This is a genomic window from Clostridium sp. 1001271st1 H5 (genome assembly GCF_005845215.1).
GTDB lineage: Bacteria > Bacillota > Clostridia > Lachnospirales > Lachnospiraceae > Enterocloster.
The window spans coordinates 13344-37023 of the sequence record NZ_SPHO01000030.1 but is presented as its reverse complement, the minus strand read 5'-3'; the positions used below and the strand labels follow the sequence as shown (position 1 = coordinate 37023).

The 23680-nt window shown below is 52.0% G+C and carries 18 protein-coding genes; 2 read left to right on the top strand and 16 right to left on the bottom strand.

Translation table 11 applies throughout. The features are described from left to right. Positions 1 to 12: 12 nt before the first annotated feature. The 3 genes from FGS84_RS27850 to FGS84_RS27845 all read right to left on the bottom strand — a co-directional run bounded on the left by FGS84_RS27850 (position 13) and on the right by FGS84_RS27845 (position 1953). Positions 13 to 747, bottom strand: coding sequence for a DeoR/GlpR family DNA-binding transcription regulator (locus FGS84_RS27850; protein WP_171042726.1), 735 nt, complete (start codon positions 745 to 747; stop codon positions 13 to 15). Between the two features lie 191 nt (positions 748 to 938). Next, positions 939 to 1085, bottom strand: a complete 147-nt coding sequence (locus FGS84_RS31100; protein WP_171042725.1) for a hypothetical protein — start codon at positions 1083 to 1085, stop codon at positions 939 to 941. 22 nt (positions 1086 to 1107) lie between these two features. Continuing rightward, positions 1108 to 1953, bottom strand: coding sequence for a DUF368 domain-containing protein (locus FGS84_RS27845; protein WP_138311463.1), 846 nt, complete (start codon positions 1951 to 1953; stop codon positions 1108 to 1110). A gap of 234 nt (positions 1954 to 2187) precedes the next feature. Here FGS84_RS27845 and FGS84_RS27840 point away from each other — a divergent pair, with 234 nt between their 5' ends. Continuing rightward, positions 2188 to 3072 (top strand): MBL fold metallo-hydrolase, encoded by an 885-nt coding sequence (locus FGS84_RS27840; RefSeq protein ID WP_138311446.1) that lies wholly within the window; start codon positions 2188 to 2190, stop codon positions 3070 to 3072. A 62-nt stretch (positions 3073 to 3134) separates the two neighbouring features. Here FGS84_RS27840 and FGS84_RS27835 read toward each other — a convergent pair whose 3' ends face one another. The 11 genes from FGS84_RS27835 to plsX all read right to left on the bottom strand — a co-directional run bounded on the left by FGS84_RS27835 (position 3135) and on the right by plsX (position 16903). Then, a complete protein-coding gene (locus FGS84_RS27835) occupies positions 3135 to 4253 on the bottom strand; it encodes a hypothetical protein (RefSeq protein WP_138311445.1) in 1119 nt (372 codons plus the stop codon). 146 nt (positions 4254 to 4399) lie between these two features. Beyond that, a complete protein-coding gene (locus tag FGS84_RS31875) occupies positions 4400 to 6109 on the bottom strand; it encodes an ammonium transporter (protein WP_347563902.1) in 1710 nt (569 codons plus the stop codon). A 243-nt stretch (positions 6110 to 6352) separates the two neighbouring features. Further along, positions 6353 to 6646: a hypothetical protein gene (locus FGS84_RS27825; protein WP_138311443.1), complete on the bottom strand. Its 294-nt coding sequence runs from the start codon at positions 6644 to 6646 to the stop codon at positions 6353 to 6355. Between the two features lie 18 nt (positions 6647 to 6664). Then, positions 6665 to 7255 carry a hypothetical protein gene (locus FGS84_RS27820; RefSeq protein ID WP_138311442.1) on the bottom strand — a complete coding sequence of 197 codons (591 nt, stop codon included), beginning with the start codon at positions 7253 to 7255 and terminating at the stop codon, positions 6665 to 6667. A 34-nt stretch (positions 7256 to 7289) separates the two neighbouring features. Next, positions 7290 to 8876 (bottom strand): ClC family H(+)/Cl(-) exchange transporter, encoded by a 1587-nt coding sequence (locus tag FGS84_RS27815; RefSeq protein WP_138311441.1) that lies wholly within the window; start codon positions 8874 to 8876, stop codon positions 7290 to 7292. A gap of 34 nt (positions 8877 to 8910) precedes the next feature. After that, on the bottom strand, positions 8911 to 10143 hold the full coding sequence (gene ilvA / locus FGS84_RS27810) for a threonine ammonia-lyase (RefSeq protein WP_138311440.1): 1233 nt from the start codon (positions 10141 to 10143) through the stop codon (positions 8911 to 8913). Positions 10144 to 10188: 45 nt separating this feature from the next. Then, positions 10189 to 11157, bottom strand: coding sequence for a signal recognition particle-docking protein FtsY (gene ftsY / locus FGS84_RS27805; RefSeq protein ID WP_138311439.1), 969 nt, complete (start codon positions 11155 to 11157; stop codon positions 10189 to 10191). Positions 11158 to 11238: 81 nt separating this feature from the next. Continuing rightward, positions 11239 to 14799, bottom strand: coding sequence for a chromosome segregation protein SMC (gene smc, locus FGS84_RS27800; protein WP_138311438.1), 3561 nt, complete (start codon positions 14797 to 14799; stop codon positions 11239 to 11241). Positions 14800 to 14810: 11 nt separating this feature from the next. Then, positions 14811 to 15515, bottom strand: coding sequence for a ribonuclease III (rnc, locus tag FGS84_RS27795; RefSeq protein ID WP_138311437.1), 705 nt, complete (start codon positions 15513 to 15515; stop codon positions 14811 to 14813). A gap of 100 nt (positions 15516 to 15615) precedes the next feature. After that, a complete protein-coding gene (acpP, locus tag FGS84_RS27790) occupies positions 15616 to 15846 on the bottom strand; it encodes an acyl carrier protein (protein ID WP_021870576.1) in 231 nt (76 codons plus the stop codon). A gap of 49 nt (positions 15847 to 15895) precedes the next feature. Beyond that, complete coding sequence (gene plsX / locus FGS84_RS27785; protein ID WP_138311436.1) at positions 15896 to 16903, bottom strand: phosphate acyltransferase PlsX; 1008 nt, start codon at positions 16901 to 16903, stop codon at positions 15896 to 15898. A 267-nt stretch (positions 16904 to 17170) separates the two neighbouring features. Between plsX and FGS84_RS27780 the strand changes: the two genes are divergently transcribed. Next, complete coding sequence (locus tag FGS84_RS27780; protein ID WP_138311435.1) at positions 17171 to 18868, top strand: GGDEF and EAL domain-containing protein; 1698 nt, start codon at positions 17171 to 17173, stop codon at positions 18866 to 18868. A 117-nt stretch (positions 18869 to 18985) separates the two neighbouring features. Here the strand turns inward: FGS84_RS27780 and FGS84_RS27775 are convergent, their stop codons facing one another. Both FGS84_RS27775 and FGS84_RS27770 read right to left on the bottom strand, forming a co-directional pair. Beyond that, a complete protein-coding gene (locus FGS84_RS27775; protein WP_138311434.1) occupies positions 18986 to 21091 on the bottom strand; it encodes a sensor domain-containing phosphodiesterase in 2106 nt (701 codons plus the stop codon). A 14-nt stretch (positions 21092 to 21105) separates the two neighbouring features. Further along, positions 21106 to 23625 carry a transporter substrate-binding domain-containing protein gene (locus FGS84_RS27770; RefSeq protein WP_138311433.1) on the bottom strand — a complete coding sequence of 840 codons (2520 nt, stop codon included), beginning with the start codon at positions 23623 to 23625 and terminating at the stop codon, positions 21106 to 21108. Between the last annotated feature and the right edge of the window lie 55 nt (positions 23626 to 23680).

Below are 23680 nucleotides of genomic sequence, written 5' to 3'. Positions count from 1 at the left end.
CCTTGTATACCCCTATACTAAAATCAAGTTTGTTATCTGATGAATGGCCTTTTCCATACCGCTGTCCAATCCATTGTCAGTGACAATGCAGTCTGCCTCATCCAAATCAAATACCTTGGATAATGCGGTTTTGCCGAATTTGCTGTGGTCGGAGGCCAGGACCGTCATCCGCGCTGCCTGTGCAGCCAGACGCTTTATGACAGCCTCGTCAAAATTAGAATCAGACAATCCGAAATTCACATCCACTGCGTCGCAGCCCAGGATGCTGATGTCCACCTTTATGTTCCTGAGAAAATCCTCTGCAAGCCGTCCTGTCATCAGGTTGTAATCAAACCGCCGTTCCCCTCCGGTTACTATCAGGCTGCTGGTAGGATGGATGGGAAGGAACTGCGCAATGTACAGGTTGCTTGTTATGATGGTCAGATTCTCAAGCCCGGCAATTTCTCGGGCCACAAAGTACACGGTGGTTCCGGAACCCAGATAGACATTGTCGCCGTCTTTGACCATCTTCGCCACTTCCTTTGCAATGCGCGTTTTTTCCTCCCTGCGCAGCTCCATCTTGGTGTCATATGTATATTCGATTATCTTTTCCTGCGGCTGTACCGCTCCGCCATGGGTGCGTTCAATTTCCCCTGCCTCCGCCAGATTATCCAGGTCACGCCTTACCGTTGCCTCTGATACCTCCAGATAGGATGCCAGTTCTTTAATATTGGCTCCCTCCTGTTTCCTTATATAATCCAGAATCATCTGTTGTCTTTGTGCAGGAATTTGCAATGTTCTCATCTCATCATCCCTATCTTTTTGTTTGTTACCTTATTTATATCATATTACTGCATATATTTCAATATAAATTGAAAGATTTTGTAATTATTTTTAAAATATATTGCAAAATCTTTCAAATACACAGGCTGCGTCTTACTATCCTGTTTTTTAGGCCCTCATGGCGCTGAAGCACAAAAAAGGCAGACGGCCCATGGGGGCCTGTCCGCCGGAAGAAAGGGACTGATATTGGAAGGATATTTCATCAGGTTATGGGCCGGGCAGAGCATTTCCTCCCATGGCGCCAGAAGCACGATTTTTCCCATACTGCTTCCCTCTTATACGTTTCTACTGGTCCAGACGCTTCTTTAAAAATTCCAGCCCCGCCAGAATCACGCCGCCCAGTATAAAAAACAGGATACTGAAGGTGGAAAAACGCATGGGCTCCCTGGGCACATCCAGGGTGGTCGGCCCCATGGTAATGGCATAGAGAGAGCCTGTCATCAGGCCGATGATGGTATAGATGGTCTGGGAACGGTACCGTTCCAGGCACATCTTGATGATTTTAATAATACCTACGATTCCGGTGATGACGCCCAGGCCGAATACCATCAGAATGGGAAAATAGTCCATATTCATGTGCAGGAATTCCTTCACAGCCCCTATGATGGGCACATAAAGCCCGAATATAAGAAGCAGTGTGGAACCTGAGATGCCGGGCAGCACCATGGCTGTAATGGCAATCATGGCTGTGAAGAACACATACACCACCAGCCCCAGTGAAAGGTGTTCCACGGATACACGGATGCCCTCTCCGCCCGAGGGATTAAAATAGGTGATACAGAATACCAGCAGGACTCCTGCCAGAGTAAAGATAATATTTCCGTATCTGCCCTTTAACACTTCCTTTTCCTCGCGAATCACCATGGGAATGGCGAACAGGGTCAGTCCCAGAAACAGGGAGCTGATTTGATAGATATGTGCCTCAAAGAGGCTGGACAGAATCAGAACCGACATGCAGAAGCCGGCGACCCATCCCACTCCCAGCTTTACCAAGAACAAAAAGGCACTCTTTCTTCTGCTGTTGTCCCGGCCCATAAGGTCATTCAGGGATTCAATGAAGGTATCATAAAAACCCAGTAAAAAAGCAATGGTTCCTCCGGACACCCCCGGAACGCTGTCCGCCAGGGCCATGCAGAAACCTCTTATTCCATTTAATAGCACGTAATTTTCCTCCTGTTATTTTTCCGCCGCCCGGTTATACCGGAAAGCAGCGTGATTTTCTCTGAATAATTATACAGGAATTGACAGAAAGTTCAAGCATGGTTTTTCCGGGCTGCACGCCCATTCCCTATTTTCTTTCTTTCCTTTAAGCTGTTCCTGTGGTATCATAGTACTAATTTAAATTGTGAAAGGAAGGGAAATCCCATGTATGAATTGATTCAGGCCGGACCCAGAAGCTTCTATATAAATTGTCCGGTCAAAATAGGTGTGTATCTGATTGATGATGAGAAAGTCTGTCTGATTGACAGCGGCAATGATAAGGATGCCGGCCGCAAGGTGCGCCAGATTCTGGAGCGGGAGGGCTGGGGGCTCCACGCCATCATCAACACCCACTCCAATGCGGACCACATTGGCGGAAACAAATATCTGCAGCAGCAGACCGGCTGCCGGATTTACGCCAGCAGCATGGAAGCTGCTTTTACCAGATACCCCATATTGGAACCGGCTTTTCTCTATGGCGGTTATCCCTTTAAGGACCTGCGGCATAAGTTCCTGATGGCCCAGGAAAGCGATGTGATGGATGTGACCCAGCTGTCAAAGGACCTGCTGTTAAAAGATTTGGAACTGATTCCTCTTCCCGGCCATTTCTTTCAGATGATTGGCATACGCACCCCGGATGATACCGTATTTCTGGCCGACTGTCTCAGCAGCCGCGCCACCCTGGAAAAATACCGGGTGTCCTTTATATATGACGTGGCGGCCTATCTGGAGACATTGGATAAAGTGGCGGCCATGAAGGCAAACCTGTTTGTGCCGGCCCACGCCGAAGCCTCCGGCAATGTAGCTGCCCTGGCAGACTATAACAGGGAATGCGTCATGGAGATAAGGGACCTGCTTCTGGAGCTGTGCCGCGTTCCCAAGACCTTCGAGACACTGCTTAAGGAGGTTTTTGACCACTATGGCCTGGTCATGACCTTCCAGCAGCATGTTCTGGTGGGAAGCACCATACGTTCCTACCTGTCCTGGATGAAGGACATGGGTGAAACAGAGGCTTACATAGAGGGTAACTCCATGTTTTGGAGAAGCTGACAGGCGGGTCCTATATCAGGTCCTTGAGGCTCATCTGCTCTCCCGCTCCCTTGTCCTCACATTCATGATGACGGACTGTCAGGCTTCGCTGCTCTCTTTTTGCCTGGCCTCATTGACCCCAGCCCTTTATAAACCACGCATCCTATATAAATCAATCCCATATAGCCAACAAAGGGATAAAATACATTGATTAAACGGCTGAAGGGAAGCATCCCCAGCAGAAACGCAGCCGCTGCCGCCGTAGCTGCTGTCATCCTGTTTCTGGCTGGGGTAAGGGATGGGATACGGCTGCAGACCGTCCACATCATAGTGGAGCAGGAAGAAAACATGCCCAGGACCAGAACAATGGAGAAGACAGCGCCCAGCACATAGGAAATGTGTTTGGCCAGGTACAGGGTGGGAATGTCCAGGGCCCCGGCATCCTCTGAGTGGAGTAAAATGGCGGTGTTCATGATGGCGATGGCCAGTATCATGGTAAAGGCGCCCCCTATTGCGCCCCACCTGGCTTCCTTTCTGCTGCGGGCCGCCATTCCCAGGGCTGTGAAATAGGTGCTGCCGCTGAGAAAATTCAGGGATATGTAAAGGACAGAGCTGACCAGCCAGCTGGGGGCTGACCGGGATGCGCCCGGCACCGCCTTATATCCGGGGATTTGGGACAGGTTTCCAAAACCGCGGATTACGGTGGTCAGGCCGACCATCAGGGTGAATGCGATAATAACAGGTCCGATGGTGGAAACAATTCGAATCAGTTTTTCAAATCCGGTCAGATAAGCACATAGGACCATGACAGCCATTATCACGGAACCCAGATAACGGTTTATGCCGTAATACTCTGATAGGGTGGCCCCGGCTCCGGAAATAAGCACCGCCATAATCATCAGAAGAGTGACCGGAATCAGCCATGAATAAAATCTTCCTGCCTTCTTTCCGCAGAAAAAGATAAAATGGTTGAAATCCCTCTCATCCCTGTGGTCATATCCGGTGGTAAGCAGTACCTGACCCAAAAATAAAAAGCCAAGGAGATTCAGCAGTACCACACCATAGCTGCAGTATCCATAACTGGAAAAAAACTGAAGAATCTCCTGACCCGTAGCAAAACCCGACCCGATAATCCAGGCAATAAAAGCTCCTGCAAACTTTATCACTGCCCTGATATCACAACTGTCCCCTGTCTCCTTCATTTTAACTCCCCCTGAGTGTCTGTTCCTGATTCCGTTATATTATAGCAGAAGGAATACAAAAAATACAGCATTGGATGCCATAATTCATATCCAATGCCATATTTGTCAAACAGTTGACTTATTCTCACAGGAGCACATTGATTGTCTTATTCTCCCTGGAGCGCGTCATATCCCTGCTCTCCGGTGCGGACCTTTACCACGTTCTCCACGTCGTACACAAATATCTTTCCGTCTCCGATGCTGCCTGTGTATAGGGCTTTTCTGGCTGTCTCTATGACATCCTCCACAGGAATCCTGCTCACCACCACTTCCAGCTTTACCTTTGGAAGAAGGGCCGCCTCCTCCACCCGGATACCCCGGTAGTAATTCACATGGCCTTTCTGTGTTCCGCAGCCCATGACCTGGGTGATGGTCATGCCGGTAACGCCCAAATCCGTAAGGGCGTCCTTAAGGGCAGTAAACCTGGCCTGGTTGAACACCATCACCACCTTTGACAATTTGACATCGGCGGACGCTGGTTCGGATGATGGATAATGTTCCACCGGCACGGCCTTTTCCACGGGTACCCTGTCCGCCCCCGCGCCTTCTGCCTGACCTTGCGCCTTTCCGGTAAACACCATGGGCATGAAATCCGCATAGGAGCTGGCCAGATTGTGTTCTGTGACATCCAGTCCCTTGGTTTCCTCCTCCTCACTGGCCCTGAGGCCGATGGTGTGCTTCAGCACATAAAAGGTGATAACCATGGTCACGCTCACCCACAGGATAACGGAAACAACGCCTAAAAACTGTATTCCCAGGAAGGAAAATCCGCCGCCGTATACAAGGCCTCCGTCCACTGCAAACACGCCGGTGAGAAGCGTTCCGGCTGCTCCGCACATGCCGTGGACCCCGATGGCGCCCACCGGGTCGTCAATCCTGCACACCTTATCAATGAATTCAATGCCGAATACAACCACAAAAGCCGCTGTCAGTCCAATGAAAAACGCGCCCGCAGGGCTGACCATATCGCAGCCGGCCGTGATTGCCACCAGACCGGCCAGGGAACCGTTCAGCGTCATGGAAATGTCCGGTTTCCCGTAGCGGAGCCAGGTGATAATCATGGTAGCAACCGTGGCTGTGGCAGCCGCCAGGTTGGTGGTTACAAAGATATTGCCTGCGGAATATACGGCTGCATCGCTGTCCATGGCAACTGTGGAGCAGCCGTTAAAACCAAACCAGCAGAACCAGAGAATAAACACTCCAAGGGCGCCCAGGGTAAGGCTGTGGCCCAGAATCGCATTGGGCTTTCCGTCCTCCGTGTACTTACCGATACGCGGTCCCAGCACCTTTGCCCCAATCAGGGCTGCGACGCCTCCGCACATATGGACGGCCGTGGAACCTGCAAAATCGTGAAATCCCATCCTGGCCAGCCATCCGCCGCCCCAAATCCAGTGCCCTGACACAGGATAAACCACTGCGCTGATGACCGCGCTGTAGATACAATAAGAAATGAATTTGGTGCGTTCTGCCATGGCTCCCGACACAATGGTTGCTGCTGTTGCGCAGAACACGGTCTGGAAAATCAGGTAGGCAGGAAGGGGAACGCCTGCCGGAAGGATTCCGGAATAATCCCCCCGCACCAGCGGGTCAAATCCTCCTATATAGGCCCCTGTCCCTCCGAACATGATACCAAAGCCTGTAAGCCAGAATAAAGGGGTCCCAATAGCAAAATCCATCAGGTTCTTCATAATGATGTTTCCCGCATTTTTTGCCCTTGTAAAACCAGTCTCCACCATGGCAAAGCCTGCCTGCATGAAAAAAACCAGGGCCGCGCCTAACAGGACCCAAATTGTGTTTACCGCTGAAAATTCCATAATGCATTCCTCCTTGAGGTTGATTGTTAATGGGGATGCGCATTCGTGGGGGAATACGCAGAAAGAGGTGCATTGCCCGCCCGGTACCTGGCTGCGGCAATACACCTCTTTGTGTATCTGTTATCTGCACAGAAAATAGAGAAAGCGCCGGCTGTCTAAGCACCGGCGCTTTTCTTTATGTGGCTTATTATAGTGCCCGTTTTCAGAAAAGTCAATGGGAAATTAAGATTTTGTTAATTAATTACTTTAACTGCGGCTTACAGCCTTCCATCTGGCTTTCTGGCCTTCAAACTGCTCGTTCAGCCAGTCCACCCCTTTCGCTATGCCGTCCGTATCAAAGGTCAGGACTATTTGTTCCTTTTGGTCCTCGGGCGTGGCGTCATAGCCGTATGGCTCAGGCCATATGGTGACACCCAGGCGCGGTCCGTCCGCGCCTTCCACATCCAGTTTTTCCATGCGAAAACGCATTCCCTTGTGACTGCCGGTAAATTTCTCCTTTTTCAGGAAATTTACCGGCATAAAATTCTTCAGTTCCAGCATAAGCCAACCTCTTCCAGACTACTTTTCATACTGGCTCAGTTCCACCAGCTTCATGGTCAAATCCGTAATGGTGTCATCCTCCACCTGGGCTGCCGTATAGAGCGTGTACTTGGTGCTCCCCCATGCCCAGGAAGCCAGGCGTCCGCCGCTGTCCGTGGTCTTAATCAGGACCTCCAGGCTGGTGTCGCCGTAATCATAGTTCTGGGTGATGGTCTCGTCCTTAAAACGTTCAAAAATTCCCGCAAAGTCCTCGGCTGTGTCGGAAGCCCTGTAGGTATATGCCACGCCGTCCAAGGTAAACTGGGCATCAGCCACCTCCTGGTTGATGATGAAAAAGCTGGCGTCCTCAGCCCCCTCAGGCAGCACCATATGGACGCCTATGGCCTCAAAGGCCAGTACATCCTTTACCTCTGTCATGGGATTTGGCAGTTCCTGGGATCCGGTTTCTGTCTCAGCTGTTGTGTCTGTCTCCGCCGGGGCAGATGTCTCTGCCTCAGAAGCCTTTGCAGGCTCTTTCTGGCCGCCCCTGCACCCTGCCGCCAGCAGAGCTGTCAGAGCTACAGCCAGCAGAATCCCTTTCCTGCCGAAAAGCCGTTTAAATTGATTCATATAATTCCTCCTTCCATCCGCCCATGTCCAGGCATTAACGCCCCTTCTGCATGGGAGCCACTGTCTCACAATACTCCTGCAGCGCCCTGTGAAGCTGCCCCTGGGAAGTCTCGTCGCACAGCACCACAATCTTGTCCCCTGCCCTGAGCACGGTATCGCCTCTGGGCACAAACTCAGCTTCCCCGCGCATAAGCGACACCACCAGGGATGTCCTGGGCCAGGCAATGGCTGAAACCTTCCTGCCCTCAGCCGCGCTTCCATGGTATATCATGCCTTCCACCAGCACCTTTTCCCCTGTTAGCGTAACCTTCTTGTCCGGATTCTGTTTTGCCAGAAGACGGTGAAGGAGCTGGTCGTACACCGGTGCGCAGTGGACCATATCCGGCACCAGATAGGCTGCCAGTGAAACCATGGATAAGGTCAGCAGATGGGAAAAGGACCCGGTCATCTCACTAATCAGGATAATGCCTGTGATAGGCGCCCGCACAATGGCTGAGAAATAGCCCGCCATGCCCAGTATGATGAAGTTCCCCACCAGACCGCTCAAAGAGGGGCTGGCCAGGAGGGCTACATTGTAATATATACTTCCTATGATGGCGCCCATGACCAGCAGAGGCAGGAAGATGCCTCCCGGCGCCCCGGAGCCAAAGCTTACCATGCTGAAGGTAAATTTGACCACCAGCAGCAGGCACAGGGCGCCCAGCGCCATCTCCCCGGCGGACAGTTCTTCCACCAGGGCATGGCCGCCTCCCAGTACACTGCGGTATGTGAAGCCGAACACGCCTGCCAGCAAAAAGGGAATCAGAAGCTTCACTGTCCTCCAGGGTATCTTCCCGTATAAATCCTGGGTTTTGGACAGGGTGGTATTATATACCACGCCCATGGCGCCCATGAGCACGCCCAGAACCAGCACATGGCCATAGGTGCCCAGAGGCATCATATGGGTGATGTGAAAGGAAAATACAGGCGTTAGGCCAAACACATTCCTGGATACGAAATCCGAAGTAATGGACGCTGCCATGGAGGAAAGGAGAAGCTCCGGTGAAAAATGCTTATGTACCTCCTCCAGTGAAAACAGTATGCCTGCGATGGGCGCATTAAAGGCAGCCGATAAACCGGCGCTGGCGCCGCAGGTGATAAGGAGCTTTTCCTCTGTCTTTACGCGTCTGGTAATCCGGGAAAAGCCTTTTGCCGTCATGGCTCCCAGCTGGATGCTGGGTCCCTCGCGTCCCAGGGACAATCCGCATCCCAGGGATATAATGCCGCCTCCCAGCTTGGCCAGCAGCACGCGCCACCAGCTTTCATCGATTTCACCTATGATCTCCCCCTCAATCTGGGGAATGCCGCTGCCTGATATCAGGGAATCCCATTTAAGGAGAAGGGATACCACACATGCGGCGGCTGTCAGAATCAGAATCCACACCGGCACAAACCAGGTATGGCTCTTACCATAGTCCAGTATCATGTTCAGCAGTACATCTGCGGAACCAATGAGATAGCGGAAGGCAACCACCACGGCGCCTGCCAGGGCGCCCACCACCACTCCTTCTAAAATCAACTCATAACGAAAACTCCGGTAACGGTTAATGGTATGAGTAACCGTATGTTCTTCCGGCTGCATAACGTTTCCCCCTGTATCCTGTCCGGCCTGATGCCTACATCTCACTGTAGGTGCCCTTGAACTTTACAAGCTTTGGGCGGTAGCCCGCGCTGGTAAGGGCAGATACAATCTGGTTCTTATGGTCTGTTCCAAATGCCTCCATGGTGATGCGCAGCTCCACGGCAGCATTGCGGTTGATGCTGATGAACTGGTTGTGCTCCAGCTTAATGATATTGCCCTGCTCTTTGGCAAGAAGGGCGGAAACCCTGGCCAGCTCTCCCGGCTTATCCGGAAGCAGCACGGACACGGTAAACACGCGGTCCCTCTCAATCAGGCCGTGCTGTACAATGGAGGACATGGTGATGACATCCATGTTGCCGCCGCTTAAGATGGATACAATCTTCTTTTTCTGTACGTTCAGGTGCTTTAAGGCAGCCACGGTCAGAAGGCCGGAATTCTCCACAATCATCTTGTGGTTCTCCACCATGTCAAGGAAGGCCACAATCAGCTCGCTGTCCTCAATGGTGATGATGCCGTCCACATTTTCCTGTATGTAAGGGAACAGCTTTTCGCCGGGACGCTTTACAGCCGTACCGTCTGCAATGGTGTTTACCTGGGGAAGCCCCACCACCTTTCCCTCTTTAAGGGATACCTGCATGCAGTTGGCGCCTGCGGGCTCCACGCCGATGACCTTAATCTTGGGATTCAGAAGCTTGGCCAGGGTGGACACGCCGGTGCACAGACCGCCTCCGCCGATGGGAACCAGTATGTAGTCCACGGTGGGCAGTTCCTTGATGATTTCCATTGCAATGGTGCCCTGACCCGTGGCCACATCCAAATCGTCAAAAGGATGCACGAAGGTATATCCGAACTCATCCGCCAGCTTATACGCATGTTCGCAGGCCTCGTCAAACACATCTCCTTCCAGAACCACATCGGCGCCGTAGCTCTTGGTGCGGTTCACCTTCATAAGAGGTGTGGTGGTGGGCATGACCACAGTGGCCTTTACCCCCGCCAGCTTGGCTGCATAGGCCACGCCCTGTGCATGGTTGCCGGCCGATGCGGTAATCAGTCCCTTGGACTTCTCATCCTCGGTCAGGGTGTGTATCTTATAGTAGGCGCCCCTTACCTTATAGGCTCCTGTATACTGCATGTTCTCCGGCTTGAAAAATACCTTGTTTCCTGTCTGTGCTGAGAAATATTCGCTGTATACCAGCTTTGTCTCTGTGGTCACATCCTTCACAAGCTCGGAGGCTTCTTCGAATTTCTCCAGTGTCAGTTCTTCCATATCTTGGTCCTTCTTTCCCTTACTTTTATCCTATACTATAGCACGTCAATGCATTAAATTCAAGGATGGATTGTCCTCCGCCTGCTTCTGTACGTGGAACAGGGCATTGACGAAATCATCTGCATTAAATTTCTGCAAATCGTCTATCTTTTCACCGATTCCGATGTATTTTACAGGAATTCCCAGTTCGGACTGGATGGCCACTGCGATGCCTCCCTTGGCCGTGCCGTCCAGCTTGGTCAGGATGATGCCTGTGATGTCGGCCACCTCCATAAACTGGCGGGCCTGGGCCAGGGCGTTCTGTCCCGTGGTGCCGTCCAATACCACCAGAGTCTCCCTGTAGGCATCCGGATACTCCTTGTCAATGATGCGGTTGATTTTCTTAAGCTCTTCCATCAGGTTCTTCTTGTTGTGAAGCCTTCCGGCCGTATCACAGATAAGCACGTCCGCCTTCCTGGACTTGGCCGCAGCCACTGCGTCGTAGATAACAGCCGCCGGGTCAGAGCCTTCCTGCTGGGCAATGAGCTCCACGCCCGCCCGGAAGGCCCACTCGGTCAGCTGCTCAATGGCAGCTGCGCGGAAGGTATCGGCAGCTGCCAGTATGACCTTGCGCCCGTCGTCCTTAAGCTGTCCCGCCAGCTTGCCCACGGATGTGGTCTTGCCCACCCCATTGACGCCGATGACCAGGACAACGGACTTCCTGTGCTCAAATTCGTATGCATTTTCCCCTAAATCCATCTGCTCCTTGATGCTGTTGATTAAAAGCTCCTTGCACTCCTCCGGTTCCCGGATGTGCTGCTCCTTCACCTTCTTGCGCAAATCCTCCACAATGGACATGGTGGTCTGGATTCCCAAATCGCCCATAATAAGGGTTTCCTCTATCTCCTCATAGAAATCATCGTCAATGGCGGAAAAGCCGCTGAAGATGGAATCTATTCCCGACACAATGTTGTTGCGGGTCTTGGCCAGGCCCTCTACCAGACGCCCGAAAAAACCCTTCTTTCCCTCAGCCATAAATCATTCTCCTTTAACGTCTTATACATATTAGGTCTTATAATATATGAATATATATGAAACATCATATCACAACCTGCGCTATTTATCCAGGTCATCTGCAATGAGGTTCACGCTGACCAGCGTGGACACTCCCTTCTCCTGCATGGTAATTCCGTAGAGACGGTCTGCCGAGACCATGGTGCCCCTTCGGTGGGTGATGACAATGAACTGTGTGTTCCTGGTCAGCTTGTGAAGGTAGCCCGCGAAACGGTCCACATTGGAATCGTCCAGGGCAGCTTCAATCTCATCCAGAAGACAGAACGGGGAGGGCTTCAGGTTCTGGATGGCAAAAAGCAGGGAAATGGCTGTCAGGGCCTTTTCACCGCCTGACAGCTGCATCATGTTCTGCAGCTTCTTGCCTGGCGGCTGGGCTATGATTTGTATGCCTGCCTCCAGGATATCCTCCTCTTCCATCAGTTCCAGTGTGCCCCGTCCTCCTCCGAACAATTCCTTAAAGACCTTGTCGAATTCAGCACGGATTTCACCGAATTTTTCCTCAAACTGCCGCCGCATCCCGGTATCCAGTTCCTCTATGATTTTTTCCAGCTCTCCCTGGGCCGTGACCAGGTCCTCATGCTGTGTCCGCATGAACTCGTAGCGCTCCGACACCTCTTTGTAATCCTCGATGGCATTGACATTGATGTTTCCCAGACCCTTTATCCTGGATTTCAGCTCATCAATGAGCTTCTTTACCTCCGGAACAGACTGGTATTCCTCCCGCTTAAGCTCCTGGGCCGTGGAATAGGTCATCTCATATTCCGACCACATATAGGCAGTGGATACCTCCAGCTTTTCTTCCAGTTTTTCCTTCTGGGCCTGGATGCGGAACATATCCTTGTCCAGCTCTGCCAGGCGGGCGGTCAGTTCCTCACGCTTTGCCAGAAACGCCTTCTGTCTGGAGGTCATCTCCTCCTTCTCGGCCTCATAGCCCGCCATGACCTGCTCCAGCTCCTTCATACGCGCCTGGTTGTTCTGAATCAGTTCTCCCAGATGGGCAATCTCCCGGCGCTTGCCCTCAATTACCTGTTCGGAATTACCCGTTCCCTGGGCCAGGGAATCAAACTCCTCTGTCAGCTTCTTTATTTCCCCGGACACACGGTCTGCGTTCTCACGGATAAAGTCCTGCTTCTGGCGCAGGTTGGACGTCTCCATCTGCAGGGCCGACAGTGCCGCTGCAAGGGTTTCCCTCTCTTTACGGGAAGTTTCCAGGAGAACCGTCTTTTCCTCAATCTCCTGGTTGGCCTGGGTGCTCACCTGCTCCAGTTCCCGGGAGTCCTGGGTCAGGGCTGTACGGCTCTCGTTGATTTCCTTTACCTGTTCCTCCAGCTGGCCGTGCTCGCGCACCAGGTCCGTGGATGACTCCGCTATCTCTGCCTTCTTATCCTCCAGCTGGGATATGTTCATCCGGATGGTATTCTCACGGATGGCCATGGACTGGATATCGGTCCGCAGCTTTTCCAGCTCGCCCTTTTTCTCCTGGGCCAGGGACTCTTCCAGGTTCAGTTCCTTTTGTATCTTCTCCACCTGGACCAGCGCTTTGCTGCAGGCGTTCTCCAGTTCCTCAATCTCCCTGCGGCGGCCCAGCAGGTTGCTGGAATTCTTAAAGGCGCCGCCTGTCATGGAACCGCCGGCGCTTAAAAGCTCGCCCTCCAGAGTGACGATACGCAGGCTGTACTTATATTTCCTGGCCAGCGCAATGGCATTGTCAATGGTGTCAGCCACCACAACCCTGCCCAACAGATACCTGGACAGGCCCTCATACCGTGAATCCACCTGGACCAAATCGCTGGCCAGTCCCAGGACCCCCTTTTCCTTAAGGGCGGCCGGCTGGGAAAATGTCTGTCTGCCGTTTATGCTGGTCAGCGGAAGGAAGGTAGCCCTGCCGTATTTATTCTTTTTCAGATATTCAATGAGCTGTTTGGCCGTTGCCTCTGAATCCGTCACAATGTTCTGGATGCTTCCGCCCAGGGCTGTCTCAATGGCTGTCTCATATTTCTGGCTGGTGGTGATGATGTCAGCCACCACGCCGTGGATGCCGTGTACCCGGTCCCGCACCTCCATGACCCTGCGGATGCTGTTGCCGTAGCCGTCGTAGCGCTCCGCCAGGTTCTTAAGGGATTCCAGCTTGGTATAAGCCATATGGTATTCCTGCTGGGTATCGTTTAAGTTCCGGTTCAGGCGGCGGGATTCCTGTTCCGCCTTAAGGAGGGCGTCCTCGGCCTCCTGGGCAGCGAACTGCTTCTGCTCCATCTCCTCATTCAGCTGGTCCAGCAAAGCCCGTTCCCTGCCTATAAGCTCGTCCTGCACCGACTCGTCGCTCTTGAACCTGAGAAGCTTCTGGGACACCTCGCTGCGCCGCAGATTCACCTGCTCCAGCATGGTCTCATAGCGCTGCTGCCTGGCTGTCAGGGAGGCCCGCTCGTTAAGGGCCTGTATGATGCTGGTCTTAGCCCCTTCGATGGCTTCCTCCAATCGGCGGATAGCCTCGTCCTGTCCCGCCAGGTCTGCGCCGGCTTCCTCCTGGCGCTTTAAGGCATCCCTTACCTGGCTGCCCATGGCTGTTAATTCTTCTTTGTAGGAGGCCAGCTGCTGGTTTTTGGCAGCCAGTTCACCGGTAATCACGTCCCGCCTGTGCTCCAGATGCTCCTGGTTCATTTCTTCCGTATGTATCTGTTCGTTCAGGACATTAATCTGTCCTTCCAGATTGCCTTTTTGCACCGTGCCCCGGCTCAGCTCATCCCGGCCGGCCGCCATGCGGCGCTCCAGGTCCGCCAGGGTCTGCTCCAGCTCCTGGTATCCGGCCTTCAGGCGCTCAGACTCCCTGCCCGTGTCCTCCATATCGCCGGAGAGAACCTGATAGCGCTTTTCCACCTCCTCCAGCTGCTTTCCTGTTCCCTCTGTCTCCATGAGGAACAGGTTGGCGTCGCATATCTTAAGGCTGTCCTTTAACTGAAGATACTCTCTGGCTGCCCGGGACTGGCGTTCCAGGGGACCCACCTGCTTCTCCAGCTCAGACAGAATGTCGCTTACGCGGACCAGATTGGCCTGCTCATCCTCCAGTTTTTTCTGCGCAATGGCCTTACGGCGCTTAAATTTAACGATACCGGCAGCTTCATCAAAAAGCTCCCGGCGTTCTTCCGGCTTGCCGCTGAGTATTTTATCAATCTGACCCTGTCCGATGATGGAGTATCCTTCTTTGCCGATACCCGTGTCATAGAACAGCTCGTTGATATCCTTAAGTCTGCAGGCGCTGCCGTTAATCATATACTCGCTCTCGCCGGAACGGTAGAGGCGGCGGGATACCGTCACCTGGTCATAGTCTATGGCCAGCTGATGGTCGCTGTTGTCCAGGGTAATGGCCACATAGGCAAACCCCTGGGGCTTTCTCATTTCGGTTCCCGCAAAGATGACATCCTGCATGCTGGCGCCGCGCAGCTGCTTGATGCGCTGCTCGCCCAGCACCCAGCGGACCGCATCGGCCACATTGCTCTTGCCGCTGCCGTTGGGGCCCACGATGCCGGTAATGCCGTTATGGAATTCAAATACCAGCTTATTGGCAAAGGATTTAAACCCCTGAATCTCAATACTTTTTAAATACATAGTCCACCTGCTTATTCTTCTGCTGCGGCCTCCTGGGCCTTAAGCTTCAGGATGCCGTTATAGGCAGCCACCTGTTCCGCCGCCTTTTTGGTACGCCCCGCACCGCGGCCCACCTCCTCATCCCCGATTTTGGCGCAGACCTCAAAGGATTTATTGTGGTCCGGTCCCTCCTCACGGATGATTTCATAGGACAGAGGCGCCTCCTGGCGGCTCTGCACCATCTCCTGTAAGATAGTCTTGCTATCATAAAAGAGCTGTTTGTGTTCAATGTCGTTCAGGATAAAACGATGAATGAACTCTTTTGCATTAGCAAAACCACCGTCCAGATAAATTGCGCCAATCAGTGCCTCCATGGCATCTGATACCACGGAATTGCGTCCCCGCCCGCCGGTGGCATCCTCACCCTTGCCCAGGTACAGGTACTGGCCCAGTTCAATGTCCCCTGCGCAGTACGCCAGGGTGGGTTCGCACACAATGCTGGCCCTGATTTTCGTCAGGTCCCCCTCCGGCAGCGTCTCATACTTGCGGTAGAGAAATTCGCTGGTCACGATTTCCAGGACAGCGTCCCCCAGAAATTCCAGGCGCTCATTACACCTGCTGTGGTCCAGACGATGCTCGTTGGCATAGGAGCTGTGGGTCAGAGCCTGGGTAAACAGGTTCTTATTCTTAAACTCGTATGAAATCCTCTCTTCCAGTTCTTTTAAATGACTGTTCATAATTGTTCCTTCTTTCTTCAAATACCCCTGGGACAGGCATCCAAAACTTGCCTCTCAAACGCACAAAAAGGGCTGTGCTTACAGCCCCTGTGCCTGTCCGTTAGTTTAAAGCGTTCTTAATCTGCTCAACTGCATCGCCTACTGTCACAATCTGTTCTGCAGCTTCATTTGGAATCTCAATGTCGAATTCCTCTTCAATTCCCATGATAATCTGGAAAATGTCCAGTGAATCCGCACCCAGGTCATCTACGAATGTAGCTGCCATTGTCACATCCTCCGGTTCAATGTTCAACACTTCTGCGATAATACCCTGTAATTTCTCAAATTCCATCTCTTAGCTCCTCTTTCTTAAATCATGTTTTTTACTTCGTCCTTCGGACTTATTCTTCGTTCTGAACGTCCAGGCACTGACGGATTTTTCCATTGATATCCTGTTCCTTAAACGTCACACATTGAATAATGGAATTGCGCACCTCCGTGCGCTTTGAATTGCCGTGGGTCTTGACCACAAGGCCTTTCAGACCCAAAAGGGGTGCTCCGCCGTACTGGCTGCCGTCAAAGGACTTTAGCGTCTCCTTGAGGGCCGGCTTCACCAAAAGGGCGCCAATCTTGCTGCGCATGGTGGACATCATACCGCCCTTCACCATACTGATTAAAGTGGCCCCAACCCCCTCATACAGCTTCAGGATTACATTGCCCACAAATGCCTCACAGACAATGACATCCGCTCCGCCATGGGGAATTTCCCTGGCTTCAATGCTTCCGATGAAGTTGATTCCTTTACATTCCTTTAACAGCGGAAATGTTTCCTTCACCAGCGCATTGCCTTTTTCTTCCTCCGCACCGATATTGACAATGGCCACCCGCGGGTTCTTAATACCCATCACGTGCTCCATATAGACGGAACCCATCTGGGCAAACTGCACCAGGTGGGACGCTCTGGCATCCACATTGGCACCACAGTCAATTAAAAGTGATACGCCCTTCTCCGTAGGGATGAGCGGTGCAAGGGGCGGACGTTCCACACCCTTAATGCGGCCCACTATCACCTGTCCGCCTACCAGAATTGCACCGGAGCTTCCGGCGGACACAAAGGCATCGGCTTCCCCCTGTTTTACAAGGTTCATGCCTACCACAATGGAAGAGTCCTTCTTCTTACGGATAGCGTTAACCGGCGGCTCCTCGGTGGCAATGACTTCCGTGGCGTTCACCACCTGAATCTGGTCCTTGTCATAGGTGTGCTTTGACAGTTCGGAAACAACTGCCTGCTTCTGTCCCACAAGAAGTACCCGGATACCAGGTTTTGCGTTCACAGCCTCCACTGCTCCGGCTACCATCTCGCCTGGCGCATAATCCCCGCCCATGGCGTCTACCGCTACTTTAATCATAATGACTCTCCTTTCGGTCCTGCATACAACTTATAATATACTAGATATCATTCTATAAATCAATATGTTTTTTCACTGGTTTCAGGGGAATTGCAAGCCCCCGGATATGTCCGCCCGGGACGCACATACGGCAGAAATATACATACCCGCACAACTTTACAAAGTCGTTAGACAATCTGCCCATAACATGGTAAAATAGGTGCAATAGACCTTATGGGGGCATCTTTGCAGCAATGCCCCTCCCACTCCATTTTGCAGGTGAACGATATGACAAATGATAGAACAGATATTCTGGGACAATTCGGATTTGAACTGGATGCAGCCCTATTCTACGATGCCATTGTAAAGAGCACAGATGATTATGTCTATATCATCAATATGAAGACGGACACATCCCTGGTATCGGAAAACATGGTCAGGGATTTTGAACTTCCGGGCAGAATCGTGACCGGACTGGTGCCTCTCTGGGGCGGCCTGATTCACGAACGTGACAAGGCACGCTATGAAGAGTCCATAGAACAGATGCTGAACGGCCTTACGGATGTGCATGATGTGGAGTATCAGGTCCGCAACCGGAAGAACGAGTACGTGTGGGTTATATGCCGCGGTATCCTCCAGAGGGACAGGAATGGCAGTCCCGTAATGTTCGCAGGCATTGTGACAAACTTAAGCCACAGAGGAAAGGTGGACTATGTCACTGGCCTGTTCATGCAGCAGGAGTGTGAACGCGTGGTGGAGGAATGCCTGTGCGAAGGACAGGATGGCGGAATCCTGCTCTTGGGCCTGGATGATTTCTCAGGAATCAACAATCTGAAGGGCCACATATACGGCGATTCCGTCCTGCGCCAGTTTGCCCAGAACGTCCAGAGGCTGCTGCCGGATTACACCAGCATATACCGCCATGACGGGGACCAGTTTGTCATCGTGTGCAGGAACATGTCCTACGGTGAGATAGAACTGCTCTACGAGGTTATAAACAGCTACAGTGACTGCCGTCATGAGGTGGACGGAATCCAGTACTACTGTACGGTATCCGGCGGAATCGCGGTGTTCCGGCAGGATGGCTCCAGCTATACGGAGCTTTTGACCTGTGCCTCCGGCGCCCTGGAGGCTTCCAAGCACAAGGGCAAGAATAAGTGCACCCTCTACGACGAGGAGCTGACCCATACCAGGCTCCGCTCCCTGGAAATCATGGACCGTCTGAGAAGCAGCGTCATGAACCGTATGGAGGGATTCTCCGTGGTCTACCAGCCCATTGTGCGCTCAAGCGACACGAAAGTTGCGGAGGCCGAGGCGCTGCTGCGCTGGTCCTGCGAGGACATGGGGCCTGTCTCTCCCTTTGAGTTTATCCCCTTACTGGAATCCAGCGGCCTCATCATCCCGGTGGGAAAGTGGGTGCTGGAACAGTCTGTCCGCCAGTGCTGCCGGTGGCTTGCCTGCGCGCCTGACTTTGTGATGAATGTCAACTGCTCCTACCTGCAGATGCTGGATGAGGACTTTGTCCGGTCTGTCAGGGAAATCATTGAACGGTACGGCCTGGACCCCTGCCATATTGTGCTGGAGCTGACGGAGAGCCGGTTTGTCACGGACCAGGACCGTTTAAACGATACCTTTAAACGCCTGCGCAGCCTTAACATCCGGCTGGCCATGGATGATTTCGGCACCGGCTACTCTTCCCTGAGCTGCCTGTCCTGCACACCGGCCGACATTGTGAAGATTGACCGGGAATTCATACGGGGAATCTGCGACCAGTCCCATACCTTCAACCGTTCCTTCATCGGGTCTGTGATTAATCTCTGCCACAGCGTGGGTATATCCGTATGCGCGGAAGGGGTGGAAGAAAAAGGGGAACTGGAAACCGTGCTCAGCCTGCAGGCTGATTCCGTACAGGGATTTTATTTCTCAAAGCCTGTGAGCCCTGAGGAATTTGAGGAGCGGCATATGAAGCATATGGATAAGGGTTAACCGTACACAGGTTAAATATACAGAATCAAAGGCCCACTTCCGGCATTTTACTGCGGGAAAAGGGCCTTTTTGCAGTCCGTCCTATATTTTATTCTTGGTTTATATCTGCCTTAACCTTTAAATCCGTTCAAATTCTTCTATATCCAGAGGTCTGCTGTAATAGTAACCCTGGATGGCCGTGCATCCAAAGGAGGTCAGAAGCTCCAGCTGTTCCTGGTTCTCCACTCCCTCTGCCACACATTCCACCTGCAGGCTGTGGCACATCTCAATGATGCACTTTACCACGGTCTGGTTGGTCCGGTTCACCACCAGGTCATCCATCAGGGATTTATCCAGCTTCACCTCGTCAAACTGCATAATGGAAAGAATGGACATATTTGCATAGTTGGCTCCGAAATCATCCAGGGAAATCCGGAATCCGGCTTCCCTGAGCTTGGAACCAATGGATTCAATGACCTTGCGTTCAATGTCCCCTATGCTTTCCGTAATCTCAATCATCACCAGCCGGGGCGGTATATCGTATTTTTTCTGCATATCCGTAAGCACCTGGAACAGGTCCCGTTCAAGCAGCGTGATTCGGGAGAAGTTGACCGACACAGGAATAAGCTCCCTGCCCCTCTTCTTCCAGTCGGTGAGAAGCTTAAATACCTGTTCCAGCATATAAAAATCCAGATACCGTATCAGCTTTGATTTCTCCAACAGGGGCACAAAATTCAACGGCTGCCTGGACTCCGCTCCGGCAGACCGATACCGTACCAGGGCCTCGGCGGAGCATACCTTTCCGGTCAGGGGATTATACTTTGGCTGGAGGTAAAGGTGGTAACAGCCGTCTTCCATGCCCTGGAGCAGACGGTTCAGGTCCTCCGGCGAATAGTGTTTGCGCTCCTGGCTGCTGTCCTTATAATAAAGCTGTTTGTTTACCAGCATCAGCTCTTCCGCGTGACGCATCAGCCGGTCAAAGTCAGTCAGATGCTCCTCCCATGTACATCCCAGGGAGACGCCGTTGGGGGTGCGGTTATCCAGCGCCCATTCCATTTTCCTGACCTGTTCCATGAATTCCTCGTATCCTGATTCCAGGCTGACAATGATAAACTCATCCCCGCTGAGCCGGAATATGCTGCCGCCGGCAAAGTAGGAAGCCATGATGGACGACACTTCTGTGATGGTCAGATCCCCTTTTCTTTGGCCGTAATCCCGGTTTAACTGCTTTAAATCATTGATATCCCCGGCCACAATGCCGCAGGAAACCGTGGTGCCGCTTCTCACCAAATCATCCCGGAAATGCACGAAGCTGTCTCTGTTTAACAGGCCGCTGAGGTCGTCATGGGTAGCCTCATACTCCAGCCGTTCATAGAGCCGCCTCTTTTTTATCTCATTCGCAATATTGTAGGCAATGGAATCCAGCAGCCGGATAGTATCCTGGTTGATGTTGGGATTGTCGATTCCAATATATCCGCTGAAGGTAGACTCGTCTTCAAAGGGCACTGCAAAAAGGCTGCTGGTATTTCTGGCGGTCAGATACCGGTACTCGCTGGGATAGGAATCCCTAAGCTCACCGGTCCTGGAGATAATCAGATGCTGTTTCCTGTTAAAGGTCTCAAACAAATAGGGAATATCATCCAGGGGCACCCGCTGCAGGGCTGCTTTCTGGGATGGAATTCCGGCCCTGCACCATTCATAGGTATTGCGGGCATATCCCTGTACCCGGTCGATTTCTATGATATAGGCCCGCTCACCGTCGTAAAAACCAGCGATGATTTCCAGGGTCCGGTTGATGGCCTCATCCAGGCAGTCCGCGGTGTTCAGGACACGCAGCGTTTCCAGCATAACGGTCTCCAGGTGGTACTTGGATGTACGGTTATAGCGCTCCTTCATACGGTCACCCACATCCACCGCGATTTCCATGCGGGCAGACCTTCCCTGCCACTCCACCAGCTTATCCTTTACAATGAAGTTTTTGTTTAAATGGGGATTCTCATATTCCCACACATAAAAGCAGTCCTTATTCAGCTTGGCATTGGTACAGAAAGGGCAGGGTGTATCCCTTCCCTGAAGTACACTATGACATTTGCTGTTTATCACGTCTTCCTGCTTAAGACCCGTCAGTTCCCTGCCTGCCCGGTTAAGATAAAGCAGGCTGTAGTCACGGATATCGCTGACATAGATGATTTCTTCCAGCTCATCTAAAAGCGGTTTTTCATATAAATTCCTATCCTGCTCCATGATTCTCTCCCTCTTTACTGTACCGTGTGATGTTCCTGTTCCATGCCTGGATATGAATCCCTGTGCGCTTCCGCTTCAATCCGGTAACTGTTCTTGCCGCTCTTTTTTATTTCATAGAGCACGGCGTCCGCCCTCTGATAAAGGGAGGTATAGTCATCCTCCTTGCGGCTTATGGATATGCCCATGCTGACAGTTATGACCGGATGGCCTGCTGCCCTGCACCTGGCCTGCAGTGACTCAAACAGAGCATTACAGCGTTCCGTCAGAGGGCCGTTGCCTGTATAGGGGATACAGGCAATGAATTCATCACCGCCCAGGCGCGCAGTAACCGCCCCATCACAAAAGGTTTCATTCAGTGCTTCCGCTGTATGAATCAGCACCTGGTCGCCTGTATAGTGGCCGTAGCGGTCATTGATTTCCTTAAAACCGTCTAAGTCAATAACAGCCAGCGCCAGTGCATGGGTGTGCTGGGCCATCATCTGCGTAATCTCTTTTTTTGCTGCTGCAATATTGTAGATTCCCGTAAGGCCGTCCCGCTTGCTCCGGTGCTCCAGGCGCTCCCTTTCCAGCTTCTCACCATGGATATTCTGCAGGCGGCCAATGGCTGAATCAGCCTGGTTTCCATCAAAAATCACCTTTATGACCGCGCGGTACCATTCAGGTCCCCTGTCCGGCAGCATAATCAGGATTTCCGCATCCACATCCTGTCTCTGCTCCAGAAGATGATACAGGGACGGAAGTCCCTCTCCCTCTATACTGCTGCTTTGATACCGGGAATACTGCTGTATGCTTTCAGCAGTACCGAAGATTTCAACCCCTTCCCTGGAAAGGGTCAGGATATCTCCTCCGTAGTCATAGGTAAAGGTTACCTCCTTCAATATATCTGACAGGTAACGGTAACGCGTATTCTCCAGTTCAATCTGCTTTTTCATGCGCATCTGGCTCCTGTAGTGGGTATAAATCAGGGTCAGCAGGCCGGAAGCGGCCAGCAGGGTAAACAGCATGAAGGGAACCGAGTTATCCCTGATAAAGGTTCTGAAGGTCACCTTCTGTGCGCGCTGTGCATTGTTGTAGATATATTGTTCCAGTTCCCCTGTCTCAATAGAACGGATTCCCTTATTGAGGATTGCCAGAATCTGCTTGTCATCCTTTCTCAGGATACCGATGCTGTATTTCACGCTGTCGCCGCTGGCCTGGGGATAGACAACCACATGTTCATACTGATTACGGCTCTGATAATAGGAAGCCGTGTAGCTGTTGCTGTATGTGTAGTCACACTCCCCCTTCTCGACCGCGTCCAGGCTTTCCTCCAGGGAATCGTACAGACGCACATTATCCGTCTTATCCTCGGATTTGCGCGTACCCTTATAGACAGCCTGCACCTTACCGTTAAGGTTCAGCATGTCAACCCCTTCGTGGGCCACCAGCACGCTCTCTGTCTCCAGATATGGGTTGCTGAGGAGTGCCTCTCTTTTCTGGACCGTATCATAATCATACAGGATGGATAAGACCACATCCGCCTCGCCGTGGTTCAGAGCCTGTTCAAATGCGTCATAATCATCCGCATAGACATACTCCAGCTCCCATCCTGCCTTTTGGGCAATGCTGCTTAAAAGGTCCCTGGCCACTCCCTGTATCTTTCCCTCCTCATCGTAATACTGGATGGGACCAAACCCATCATGGACCAGGACTTTAAGCACAGGATGCTCCTGTATGTATTTCCGTTCCATGGCATTGAGAAACAGCTGGCTGCTGGACCTGGAAAAATATTTATTATACAGATTCATTTGAAGGGTGGGGTTCGTCTCGCTGATATAGGAGATTGACCGGTTCAGCTCGTTGATGATATGGGTGTTTCCTTTGGTGGTGGCAAAGTAAAACGGGGTCGGTGAAAACTTTGCCACAGGCCGGAATCCCTGGGGCAGGGACACGTCAACCGACAGCATGACATCCGCCTGGCCGGAAAGGACCAGTTCCGCCTGTTTTCCATCCTCCTGGCACCAGACCGGCTCATACTGTATACCGTTGAGCTTTGCATACTGGTAAAATTTTCCATTATGGTAATTCGCACGTTTAAAAAGGGCAATGCGCAGTCCCTTGAAATCAGAAAGATTATATTCATCAATGCGGTCATCATCGCCTCTGACCGCAATCACACTGTATGCATTGCCGTAGTTCTCGCTGGGAAAATCGAAAACAGCAGAAGTCTGCTCGTTATTATTCATGGCCCCCAGAAGGTCCAGTTCTCCCTTTTCCAGCATATCCATCAATTGAACCAGCTGCTGGTCCATGGAGCCTTCCGCTTCCACGAACTCATAGGTCCAACCGGTGTACTGGGCAATCTCCTTCAGATAATCGTAGGTGTAGCCGGTATAATTGCCGTTGTCATCCTTCATGGTTAGGCCTGACTGTGTGGGAAAACCCACCCGAATCACAGATTTTTCCTCTGCTCCGTAGGATACAGGGCCGCATGACAGCATCATACAAAACACCACAGCCAAAAACACCATATAGTTTCTAAACATTCGATTCATGGATATTCTCCCGGTCCTTTGCATCTATTATGTATGGACATAACATTCCATCCAT

Coding starts and splice junctions, on each gene's coding strand:
- ftsY (WP_138311439.1), bottom strand. CDS start 11,157: ATGGCTGAGGGAAAGAAGGGTTTTTTCGGGCGTCTGGTAGAGGGCCTG.
- smc (WP_138311438.1), bottom strand. CDS start 14,799: ATGTATTTAAAAAGTATTGAGATTCAGGGGTTTAAATCCTTTGCCAAT.
- FGS84_RS27775 (WP_138311434.1), bottom strand. CDS start 21,091: ATGGAGCAGGATAGGAATTTATATGAAAAACCGCTTTTAGATGAGCTG.
- ilvA (WP_138311440.1), bottom strand. CDS start 10,143: ATGGAAGAACTGACACTGGAGAAATTCGAAGAAGCCTCCGAGCTTGTG.
- FGS84_RS27825 (WP_138311443.1), bottom strand. CDS start 6,646: ATGCTGGAACTGAAGAATTTTATGCCGGTAAATTTCCTGAAAAAGGAG.
- FGS84_RS27770 (WP_138311433.1), bottom strand. CDS start 23,625: ATGAATCGAATGTTTAGAAACTATATGGTGTTTTTGGCTGTGGTGTTT.
- FGS84_RS27815 (WP_138311441.1), bottom strand. CDS start 8,876: ATGCAGCCGGAAGAACATACGGTTACTCATACCATTAACCGTTACCGG.
- FGS84_RS31100 (WP_171042725.1), bottom strand. CDS start 1,085: ATGGGAAAAATCGTGCTTCTGGCGCCATGGGAGGAAATGCTCTGCCCG.
- FGS84_RS27835 (WP_138311445.1), bottom strand. CDS start 4,253: ATGAAGGAGACAGGGGACAGTTGTGATATCAGGGCAGTGATAAAGTTT.
- FGS84_RS27850 (WP_171042726.1), bottom strand. CDS start 747: ATGATTCTGGATTATATAAGGAAACAGGAGGGAGCCAATATTAAAGAA.
- FGS84_RS27780 (WP_138311435.1), top strand. CDS start 17,171: ATGACAAATGATAGAACAGATATTCTGGGACAATTCGGATTTGAACTG.
- acpP (WP_021870576.1), bottom strand. CDS start 15,846: ATGGAATTTGAGAAATTACAGGGTATTATCGCAGAAGTGTTGAACATT.
- plsX (WP_138311436.1), bottom strand. CDS start 16,903: ATGATTAAAGTAGCGGTAGACGCCATGGGCGGGGATTATGCGCCAGGC.
- rnc (WP_138311437.1), bottom strand. CDS start 15,515: ATGAACAGTCATTTAAAAGAACTGGAAGAGAGGATTTCATACGAGTTT.
- FGS84_RS27840 (WP_138311446.1), top strand. CDS start 2,188: ATGTATGAATTGATTCAGGCCGGACCCAGAAGCTTCTATATAAATTGT.
- FGS84_RS27820 (WP_138311442.1), bottom strand. CDS start 7,255: ATGAATCAATTTAAACGGCTTTTCGGCAGGAAAGGGATTCTGCTGGCT.
- FGS84_RS27845 (WP_138311463.1), bottom strand. CDS start 1,953: ATGGCCCTGGCGGACAGCGTTCCGGGGGTGTCCGGAGGAACCATTGCT.